Annotated in this window: 9 protein-coding genes and 1 pseudogene; 1 reads left to right on the plus strand and 9 read right to left on the minus strand. The window is 71.9% G+C overall.

Going from position 1 to position 10,118, the window contains the following annotated elements; translation table 11 throughout:
• Positions 1 to 7: 7 nt before the first annotated feature.
• The gene (locus G3I40_RS36730) at positions 8 to 910 is read left to right on the plus strand and encodes an aminoglycoside phosphotransferase family protein (RefSeq protein ID WP_164559168.1); all 903 of its coding nucleotides are present in this window, start codon (positions 8 to 10) and stop codon (positions 908 to 910) included.
• Positions 911 to 1,065: 155 nt separating this feature from the next.
• Here G3I40_RS36730 and G3I40_RS36735 read toward each other — a convergent pair whose 3' ends face one another.
• The 9 genes and pseudogenes from G3I40_RS36735 to G3I40_RS36775 form a co-directional block, all read right to left on the minus strand.
• The gene (locus tag G3I40_RS36735; RefSeq protein WP_164559160.1) at positions 1,066 to 2,769 is read right to left on the minus strand and encodes a proline--tRNA ligase; all 1,704 of its coding nucleotides are present in this window, start codon (positions 2,767 to 2,769) and stop codon (positions 1,066 to 1,068) included.
• Positions 2,770 to 2,847: 78 nt separating this feature from the next.
• Positions 2,848 to 3,405 (minus strand): GNAT family N-acetyltransferase, encoded by a 558-nt coding sequence (locus G3I40_RS36740; RefSeq protein ID WP_164559161.1) that lies wholly within the window; start codon positions 3,403 to 3,405, stop codon positions 2,848 to 2,850.
• 46 nt (positions 3,406 to 3,451) lie between these two features.
• Entirely contained in the window at positions 3,452 to 4,177 is a 726-nt protein-coding gene (locus G3I40_RS36745; RefSeq protein WP_164559162.1) for a DUF1684 domain-containing protein, read from the minus strand.
• A gap of 57 nt (positions 4,178 to 4,234) precedes the next feature.
• Entirely contained in the window at positions 4,235 to 5,083 is an 849-nt protein-coding gene (locus tag G3I40_RS36750) for a GNAT family N-acetyltransferase (protein WP_164559163.1), read from the minus strand.
• A gap of 275 nt (positions 5,084 to 5,358) precedes the next feature.
• On the minus strand, positions 5,359 to 6,516 hold the full coding sequence (gene ispG / locus G3I40_RS36755) for a flavodoxin-dependent (E)-4-hydroxy-3-methylbut-2-enyl-diphosphate synthase (RefSeq protein ID WP_164559164.1): 1,158 nt from the start codon (positions 6,514 to 6,516) through the stop codon (positions 5,359 to 5,361).
• Between the two features lie 149 nt (positions 6,517 to 6,665).
• Positions 6,666 to 7,967 carry a site-2 protease family protein gene (locus G3I40_RS36760; RefSeq protein WP_164559165.1) on the minus strand — a complete coding sequence of 434 codons (1,302 nt, stop codon included), beginning with the start codon at positions 7,965 to 7,967 and terminating at the stop codon, positions 6,666 to 6,668.
• A complete protein-coding gene (gene dxr, locus G3I40_RS36765) occupies positions 7,964 to 9,253 on the minus strand; it encodes a 1-deoxy-D-xylulose-5-phosphate reductoisomerase (protein WP_164559166.1) in 1,290 nt (429 codons plus the stop codon). The genes G3I40_RS36760 and dxr overlap by 4 nt, the downstream gene beginning before the upstream one ends.
• A gap of 35 nt (positions 9,254 to 9,288) precedes the next feature.
• On the minus strand, positions 9,289 to 9,657 hold the full coding sequence (locus G3I40_RS36770) for a hypothetical protein (RefSeq protein WP_164559167.1): 369 nt from the start codon (positions 9,655 to 9,657) through the stop codon (positions 9,289 to 9,291).
• 65 nt (positions 9,658 to 9,722) lie between these two features.
• Positions 9,723 to 10,118 (minus strand): annotated as a pseudogene (locus tag G3I40_RS36775) (3-beta hydroxysteroid dehydrogenase); the annotation flags it as partial.

The raw sequence follows: 10,118 nt of genomic DNA on the forward strand, positions 1-10,118 counted from the left end.
CTCGCGCATGGCTTTCGAACCGCCGCAGCGGCTGGTGAACGCGCTCGGCGAAGTGCGCGACGAGGGAGCGTCGGCCTGGCTCGGCCGGGTCCCCGCGCTGCTCGACGAGGCAGCGGAGCGGCGCGAGGTGACGGTCGAGCGCGTGCACGTGCCCGGCGGGCGCAGCAGCCTGGTCGCCCATGTCCGTACGGCGGACGGGGTCCCGGCGATCCTGAAGCTGGCGCCGGAGCGGTTCCGGCCGGAGGCGGAGCGGGCGGCGCTGACGCACTGGGACGGCTTCGGGTCGGTCCGGCTGCTCGACCCGGGCGTGAACGACGGCGCCCTGCTCCTTGAGCGGCTGCACCCCGAGGTGTCCGTGCGGACGCTGCCGGAGGCGAAGGCGCTGCTCGAAGCGGCGGGGACGCTGCGGCGGCTGTGGACCGAGCCGCCGGCCGGGCGCAACTGCGAGACGGTGCCCGAGCGCACGGGCCGGCAGGCGCTGGCGATGCGGGCGGCCGTGGCTGCCTTCCCGGAGGTCGCGCCGCTGGTCGACGCGGCCCTGGAGGCCCGTACGGAGCTGGTGGCGGCGCCGCCCGAACTGCGCCTGCTGCACGGCACGTTCCGGCAGTCTAAGGTGCTGTCCGGCGAGCGGATGCCGTGGCTCGCGGTCGGGCCCGACCCGGTCGTGGGCGAATGCGCCTTCGACCTGGCCCGGCTCGTGCGCGACCGGGTGGAGGACCTGATCGGCTCCCCGTCGGGGCCGGCCATCACGCGCCGCAGGGTCAAGCGGCTTGCCGAGTCGCTCGACGTGGACCAGGTGCGGCTGCGCGGCTGGACACTGTTCCGTGCCGTGGAGTCCGGGGTGCGGGCGCTGCGCGTGGGGCGGGAGCGGGACGGCGAGAACCTGCTGGAGTTCGCGGGCTGGCTGTAGGGCGCGTGGCGAAAGCCCCTGTCATCCGCCCGAAGGGCGGGATCCGCGGGGCGTCCCGTGCGTGGGATCGCCGGGCACCGGAACCTCCTCATGGCGCCGCAACAGAATCGCCCCGGGCCTCGCGGTCCGGGGCGATCGTGTGTGCTCGGCGGGCGTCAGGCGGACGTCAGGCGGGCCACGGCCTCCTCGACCGTGAGCTCCTCGCGCTCACCGGTGCGACGGTCCTTCAGCTCGACGATGCCGTCGGCGGAGCGGCGCCCCGCGACCAGGATCTGCGGCACGCCGATCAGCTCGGAGTCGGTGAACTTCACGCCGGGCGAGATGCCCGGGCGGTCGTCGACCAGGACCCGTACGCCGGCGGCCGCCAGCTTGTCCGAGACCTCCAGGGCCAGCTCGGTCTGCAGCGCCTTGCCCGCGGCCACCACGTGGACGTCGGCGGGGGCGATCTCCTTGGACCACACCAGGCCCTTGTCGTCGGCGTGCTGCTCGGCGAGGGCGGCGACCGCGCGCGAGACGCCGATGCCGTACGAGCCCATGGTGACGCGGACCGGCTTGCCGTTCTGGCCGAGCACGTCGAGCTGGAAGGCGTCGGCGTACTTGCGGCCGAGCTGGAAGATGTGGCCGATCTCGATGGCGCGGTCCAGCTTGAGGCCGGTGCCGCAGGCGGGGCAGGGGTCGCCTTCCTGGACGACGACCACGTCGACGTACGCGGAGACCTCGAAGTCCCGTCCGGCGACGACGTTCTTGGCGTGCACGCCGTCCTTGTTGGCGCCGGTGATCCAGGCGGTGCCGGGGGCGATCCGCGGGTCGGCGAGGAAGGTGACCTTCTCCAGGCCGGCCGGGCCGACGTAGCCCTTGACGAGGTCGTCGCGGCCCGCGAAGTCCTCGGCCGAGACCAGCTCGACGGCGGCCGGGGCGAAGTGCGCCTCGACCTTGTCCATGTCGACCTCGCGGTCGCCGGGGACGCCGATGGCGACGATCTCGCCGTCGACCTTCACCAGGAGGTTCTTGAGGGTGGCCGACGCCGGGACGCCGAGGTGCGCGGCGAGCGTCTCGATGGTCGGGGTGTCGGGGGTGGGGATCTCCTCGAGCGCGGGGACGTCGGCGGCGTCCACCGGCTTCAGGGCGTACGAGACCGCCTCGGTGTTGGCGGCGTAGTCGCAGTGCGGGCAGTCGGCGAAGGTGTCCTCACCGGCGGCGGCCGGGGCGAGGAACTCCTCCGACTTCGAGCCGCCCATCGCGCCGGCGGTCGCGGCACAGATGCGGTAGTCGAGGCCGAGGCGCTCGAAGATGCGCTGGTAGGCGGCGCGGTGCAGGCCGTACGACTCGGCGAGGCCCTCGTCGGCCGTGTCGAAGGAGTAGGAGTCCTTCATCAGGAACTCGCGGCCGCGCAGGATGCCGGCGCGCGGGCGGGCCTCGTCGCGGTACTTGTTCTGGACCTGGTACAGGATCACCGGCAGGTCCTTGTAGGACGTGCACTGGTCCTTGACGAGGAGGGTGAAGATCTCCTCGTGGGTGGGGCCGAGGAGGTAGTCGCCGCCCTTGCGGTCGTTCAGGCGGAACAGCTCGGCGCCGTACTCCTCCCAGCGGCCGGTCGCCTCGTACGGCTCCTTGGGCAGCAGGGCGGGGAGGGTGACCTCCTGCGCGCCGATGGCGTCCATCTCCTCGCGCACGACGCGCTCGACGTTGGCGAGGACCTTCTTGCCGAGCGGCAGCCAGGACCACAGGCCGGCCGCGGTGCGGCGCACGTATCCGGCGCGGACGAGCAGCTTGTGGCTCAGCACCTCGGCGTCCGCCGGGTCGTCGCGCAGTGTCTTCACCATCAACCGGGACATGCGCTGGACCTGGGCCTTGGCCATGATTCTTGACTCCTGCTGCGTAAGGGTGGTCCCGGCAGGTTAGCCGGGGGCCGGGCGCGGCCGGAAATCGGTTGCGGGTCAGCGGCGCAGCGGCAGGGGGGCGCCCATCACCGCGTACGGCTTCGGGGCGCTCGGGAACAGGACGTTGCGGGCCAGGTCCTCGTAGCCGAGGGAGTGGTACAGGCCGCGGGCCGGGCTGTCGAAGTCGATCGCGGACAGGATCGAGCGGGGCTGGGTCGCGGTGTCGGTGATCCGGGTGATGAGGGTGCGGCCGATGCCGCGGTTCTGATAGCCGGGGTGCACGTGCAGTTCCGTGATGACGAAGGAGTCGTCGAGCCACTGCTCGTGACCGCCGGAGCGCAGGTACGGCTCGACGACCGTGGACCACCAGTGCGTGCGGTCGTTCGGCATGCCGTAGACGAAGCCGACGAGCCGCCCCGTGCCCGTGGTGGCGCCCAGCGAGCGGGCTCCCGGGTAGGTGATGTGGCGCAGCACGATCTGGCGGCGCACGGCGATCTCCTCGTCGCTCAGCCCGAAGGCGTAGGCCTGGACGGCGAGGGCCTCGTCGACGCGGGCGCGCAGGTCGAGGGGGCCGATGGTGACGGCGGCGTCATCCGTACGGTTCCGGTGCGGCATCTCCGGAGGGTACCCCGCGGGCCGGTGCGGCTGTACGGGCCGGTGGTCAGGGCCGGGAGACCGGCAGTTTCTCGCCTGCCTCGACGGGCAGGTGGAGGCGGTTCTGGCGCGGTGGCATCGGGCAGTTGTACTGGTCGGAGAAGCCGCACGGGGGCACGAAGGCCCGGTTGAAGTCGAGGCGTACGCGGTCCCCGCCGGTGTGGTCCACGAAGAGGAAGCGGCCGGCGCCGTACGTCGATCCGCCGTTGGTCGGGTCGCCGAAGACGAGCAGCAGCGTGCCGTCGTCGTCGAAGGCGGAGAGCGTGTAGTCGACGCCGTCGAGGGTCAGGGCGATGTCGCCGGGGACGACCTTCTCGCGGGTGCCGCCGTTGTCGCGCAGGTGCTCGAAGGCGATGCGCCGGGCGCCCTCGACGGGGGTGTACGTGGCGTCGAGGACCCAGGCCGGGTCGTACGGGAAGGCGTCGATGCGCACGAAGTCCCGGACGGCCGGGGAGTGCGCGTCCCAGAAGCGCAGGCCGTGCTCGGGCTCGCCGGTGACCATGTCCGTGCGCACGAGGGTGGTGACCGTCACGGTGTCGGGCTGTCCGGCGCGGGCGGCCGCTACGTCGGGGAGTTCACCGGCGGGCAGCCAGCGCGTCTCGACGAGGGCGAGGTTCCCGGTGGGGCCGGTCACGGAGCGGTGCCGCTCGGCGCGCCAGGCCTCCCAGCTTCCCTGGGGGCCGTCGTTTCCCTGGGGGTCGTCGGAGGGGGCGGCCGGGGCCGAAGCTGACATCGTGGGGGCACCTACAGTCCGTGTTACCTGATCAAGAACCCCCGTAGCACCTCAACCCTAGAACAGGACGCTCATGAACGCCCCGACCTCCTCGAACCCCACGCGCCGGTAGGCGGCGCGGGCCGGGGTGTTGAAGTCGTTGACGTAGAGGCTGGCGACGGGGGCGACGTCGGCCAGGGCGTAGCGCAGGACCGCCGCCATGCCGGGGGCGGCCAGGCCGCGGCCGCGGTGCTCGGGCGCGACCCAGACGCCCTGGATCTGGCAGGCCCGGTCGGTGGCGGCGCCGATCTCCGCCTTGAAGACGACCTTGCCGTTCTCGTCGAGGCGGGCGAACGAGCGGCCGGAGCCGACCAGTTCGGCCACCCGCGCCTGGTAGAGCAGACCGCCGTCGCCGGCCAGCGGGGAGACGCCGACCTCCTCGGTGAACATCGCCACGCACGCCGGCATGATCGAGTCCATCTCGTCCTTGCGGATGCGGCGCACGTACGGGTCGGGGGCGATGTCGGCGGGCATCCGCTCGGCGACCATCAGCGGCTGGTGCGCACGTACGTCGCGGGCGGGGCCCCAGCTCGTCTCCAGCAGCCGCCACAGCAGGGCGGTGGGTTCGGCGGGGCCGACGATGGAGGAGCAGCGGCGTCCGGCCCTGCGCGCCCGGTCGGCGAAGCCGCGCACGGCGCGGTCGGTGGCGCAGATCGGGACCAGGTTGGCGCCCGCGTAGCACAGCGACTGCAGCATGCCGTCCTCGTACCAGCCCCACATCTCGCCGCCCAGCCGCCACGGGTCCAGGCCCGCGATGCGGACGCGGGCCGTCACGAAGGCATTGGCGACCGGCTCGCGGTCGAGCACCGTGAGCGCGGCGTCGAGGTCACTCGGTTCGAGGACCCGGGTGGTGGTCTGAGTCAACACGTGCGGGCCTTTTTGGCTGGGCTGCTGATCTCCGCACTGTACCTGGCGGTGCTGAGGGTCGCAGGGGGCCTGCCGTCTGCGGCCCTTCGCCGTCCCGTCCGCCGGGTTTCCGCCCGGTGGGCGGCTGCGGGTACGTCGTGGTCGCTCGCGCGGTTGCCCGCGCCCCCGAAGCGAGTTCCGCTCGCTCGGGAAGGCTGCGCGGGCCACCACAACGCACCGCGCGCCCGCCCGCCGGGAGGGACCCGGCGGACGAGCGCGCGCGGAAGCGGGTGGTGTCAGCCCGCGACGGCCACGGACGGCTCGCCGGAGGCGACTCCGTCCGCCTCCATCTGCTCGGCGATCTTCATGGCCTCTTCGATGAGGGTCTCCACGATCTTCGACTCGGGGACGGTCTTGATGACCTCGCCCTTCACGAAGATCTGGCCCTTGCCGTTGCCGGAGGCGACGCCGAGGTCGGCCTCGCGGGCCTCGCCCGGGCCGTTCACGACGCAGCCCATGACGGCGACGCGGAGCGGGACCTCCATGCCGTCGAGGCCCGCGGTGACCTCTTCGGCCAGCTTGTAGACGTCGACCTGGGCGCGGCCGCAGGACGGGCAGGAGACGATCTCCAGGCGGCGGGGCTTGAGGTTCAGCGACTCCAGGATCGAGTTGCCGACCTTGATCTCCTCCACGGGGGGAGCGCTCAGGGACACCCGGATCGTGTCGCCGATGCCCTCGGAGAGCAGCGCGCCGAAGGCGACCGCCGACTTGATCGTGCCCTGGAAGGCGGGGCCCGCCTCGGTGACGCCGAGGTGCAGCGGGTAGTCGCACTTCTCGGCCAGCAGCCGGTACGCGTTGACCATGACCACCGGGTCGTTGTGCTTGACCGAGATCTTGATGTCGCGGAAGCCGTGCTCCTCGAAGAGGGACGCCTCCCACAGCGCCGACTCGACGAGCGCCTCGGGGGTCGCCTTGCCGTACTTCTGGAGCAGGCGGCGGTCCAGGGAGCCCGCGTTCACGCCGATGCGGATCGGGGTGCCGTGGTCGTTGGCCGCCTGGGCGATCTCCTTGACCTTGTCGTCGAACTGCTTGATGTTGCCCGGGTTGACCCGGACCGCGGCGCAGCCCGCCTCGATGGCGGCGAAGACGTACTTCGGCTGGAAGTGGATGTCGGCGATGACCGGGATCTGCGACTTCTTGGCGATGACGGGCAGCGCGTCGGCGTCGTCCTGCGTGGGGCAGGCCACCCGCACGATCTGACAGCCGGACGCGGTGAGTTCGGCGATCTGCTGGAGCGTGGCGCCGATGTCGGACGTCCGCGTCGTCGTCATCGACTGCACCGAGACCGGGGCGTCGCCGCCCACGGCCACCGTGCCGACCTGGATCTGCCGGCTCTTGCGCCGCTCGGCGAGCTTGGTCGGTACGTCCGGCATGCCGAGTGAAATCGCAGTCATCTGCTGTGCAACCCCAAGGTGTGGATCGAGTCCCAGAACTTCGAGATTACGTCACCGGCGCGCATCCGAGCACACCGCGCCCCGCAAACTCCACTCAAAGGTGGGCGGCCGGGCACACACCGTGCCCGGCCGCCGTGACCAGCACGCGATCAGGAGATTTTCACCGGGTTAACGACGTCCGCGATGAGCACCAGGATCGTGAAGCAGACGAAGATTCCGGCCACCACGTACGCGACCGGCATGAGCTTCGCCACGTCGAACGGGCCCGGGTCGGGGCGCCGGAACACCCGCGCCAGGTTGCGCCGCAGCGCCTCCCACAGGGCCCCCGCGATGTGCCCGCCGTCGAGCGGCAGCAACGGCAGCATGTTGAAGAGGAACAGGGAGAGGTTGAAGCCCGCGACCAGCATCAGGGCCATCGCCAGCTGCTGCGTCGCCGGGATGTCCATGGTGAAGATCTCACCGCCGACGCGGGCCGCGCCGACCACGCCCATCGGGGAGTCCTGCTCGCGCGGCCCGTCGCCGAACGCCGCGTCCCACAGGGCGGGGATCTTCCCCGGCAGCGCCACGATCGAGTCGACGGCGTCGCCGACCCGGTCGGTCATCCAGGACACGGAGTCCCCGAAGTCCTGGTGCACGACGCCGGTGGCGGCGGTGAAGCCGAGGAAGCCGGCGTTGACGTAACCGTCGACGATCTGGCCGCTGGAGTCCTTCTTCGCCACCTGGTTCGTGGCGATCCTCGCGGTCAGCGTCTTCTGCTGCCCGTCGCGCTCGACGACGATCGGGACCGTCTTGCCGGCGCTCTCGCGGATCTCGTCGGACAGGGTGTTCCACTTGTCCGTCGTGACGCCGTTGAAGGACACGATCTTGTCCTTCGGCTGGAGCCCCGCCGCCTTGGCCGGGGACTCGGCGTCGGCCGCCTTGCAGGTGTCGCGGTTGGCGCTGGCCTGGATGACGCACGGCGAGACGGACGAGACGACGTTCGTCTGCTGGGTGACGCCGAAGCCCATCAGGACCACGAAGAACAGCCCGATCGCGAGGATCAGGTTCATGAACGGGCCCGCGAACATCACGATGACGCGCTTCCACGGCTTGCGCGTGTAGAAGAGGCGGGACTCGTCGCCGGGCTGCAGTTCCTCGAAGGCCGCCGCCCGTGCGTCCTCCACCATCGAGCGGAAGGGGGACGTGGACCGGGCCTCGATCTTGCCGTCGGCGCCCGGCGGGAACATGCCGATCATGCGGATGTAGCCGCCGAGCGGGATCGCCTTGACGCCGTACTCGGTGTCGCCCTTCTTGCGCGAGAACAGGGTGGGCCCGAAGCCGACCATGTACTGCGGGACGCGGATGCCGAAGAGCTTCGCCGTCGACAGGTGGCCCAGCTCGTGCCAGGCGATGGAGACGAGCAGGCCCACCACGAAGATGACTATGCCGAGGATCATCATCAAGGACGTCATGCACGAGCCTCCGCGGTCGTCATCTCGGTCGTTCCCGTCAGTTCACGGGCCCGGGCGCGCGCCCAGGTCTCCGCATCGAGGACGTCCGCGACCGCCAGCGAAGTTCCCGTTCGCGGTGTGCCGTGTTCCTCGACGACCTCCGTCACGGTCTCCATGATCCCGTTGAACGGAAGGGCGCCCTTCAAGAACGCGTCCACGCACTCCTCATTTGCCGCATTGAACACTGCCGGGGCCGTGCCCGCGAGCTCCCCCACGTGCCGGGCGAGCCCCACCGACGGGAAGGCGTCGTTGTCGAGCGGGAAGAAATCCCAGCTCGACGCCTTCGTCCAGTCGAACGCGGGGGCCGCGTCGGGGATCCGCTCGGGCCAGCCGAGGCCGATGGCGATCGGGCCGCTCATGTCGGGCGGCGTCGCCTGCAGGATCGAGGACCCGTCGACGTACTCGACCATGGAGTGGACGTACGACTGCGGGTGGACGACGACCTCGATGCGGTCGAAGGGGATGTCGTAGAGGAGGTGCGCCTCGATGACCTCCAGGCCCTTGTTGACCAGCGTCGCCGAGTTGACGGTGATGACCGGGCCCATCGCCCAGGTGGGGTGTGCGAGGGCGTCCTCGACGCTCACGTGGGCGAGGTCCGCCTTGGTGCGGCCGCGGAACGGCCCGCCGGAGGCCGTGACGACCAGCTTGCGCACGTCCGCGCGGGTGCCGGCCGCGAGGGCCTGGAAGAGGGCCGCGTGCTCGGAGTCGACCGGGATGATCTGGCCCGGCGCGGCGAGCGCCTTCACCAGTGGGCCGCCGACGATCAGCGACTCCTTGTTGGCGAGGGCGAGGGTGCGGCCCGCTTCCAGGGCGGCCAGCGTCGGGGCCAGACCGATGGAGCCGGTGATGCCGTTCAGGACGGTGTGGCAGTCGCCGCGCCCCGCGATCTCGGTGGCGGCCTCGGGGCCGGCCAGGATCTCGGGGAGCCGCTCCCCCGGGCCGTACTGGGCGGCGAGCGCTTCGCGCAGCGCCGGTACGACGTCCTCGCGGGCCACGGCGACCGTGCGGACGCGCAGGCCGTGCGCCTGCTCGGCGAGCAGGCCGACCCGGCCGCCCGCCGCGCTCAGGGCGGTGACCCGGAACCGGTCCGGGTTGCGCCGCACGAGGTCGATGGCCTGCGTGCCGATCGAGCCCGTCGAGCCCAGGACGGCGATGTCCCTGGGGCCGTCCGTGCCGTGCAGGGGCGCCGGGTCGAAGACGAGATGCGGGTCCGCGAGGGGGGATGGGCGGACGGAACTGTCGGTCATTCCCCCATTCTTGCGCGCTCCGGCGCCGGTTCGGGTCAGCGGGTCATGGACCGCACGTAATGGCTGAGGTTGGCGCTGACCACACCGCGTACGTAGAGGGCCGCGCCGGTGACCAACAGCGGGACGGAGACCAGGAGGACCGCGAGGAGCGTGGGCCAGGGGCTGGCCGCGCAGGCGTGGCGGACGCCGCTGTCGAAGCCGCCGTCCTCCAGGCGCTCGAAGAGCGGGGCGCCGCAGTCCGGGTCGGCGCCGAGGACCGACCACGGCAGGACGAGCCGGAGCGCCACGTACAGCCAGAGCAGGCCGCCGGCCCCGAGCAGGCCCAGGCCGCGCTTGCGGTAGCGGTAGGTCTCGGCGAGGAAGTGGCGTTCCAGGTCCTCGCGGTACTTCGCCTCATCGCGCATCGGAGCCCCCCTGGCGTCGTGACGGATCCGCCGGACTCTACCGGCACATCCGTCACGACCGCCCCTCAGTTCCCTTCTGTCTCGGTGAAGTAGTGGCCCTCCTCCAGGTCTTCGAGGAGGGTGGCTTCCGTGGGGTGCCAGTCGAGCAGGGCGCGGGTGCGCTCGCTGGAGGCGCGGATGTCCGCGCCGGCGAAGCGGGCGAACCAGCCGAAGTGCTCGGCCGCCTCCTCGGGCGCCAGCGCGGCCGACGGGACGCCGAGGTGCCGGGCGACGACCTCGTTGATGTCGCGCATCGGCACGCCCTCCTCAGCCACGCCGTGCAGGCGCGTCCCGGCCGGGGCGGACTCCAGGGCGAGCCGGTACAGGCGGGCCGCGTCGCGGACGTGGACGGCCGGCCAGCGGCCCGCGCCCGTGCCGCTGACGGCAGCGACGCCCTTCTCCCTGGCGAGGGCGATGAGCCG

The sequence above is a fragment of the Streptomyces sp. SID14478 genome, assembly GCF_010548525.1.
Classification (GTDB): domain Bacteria; phylum Actinomycetota; class Actinomycetes; order Streptomycetales; family Streptomycetaceae; genus Streptomyces.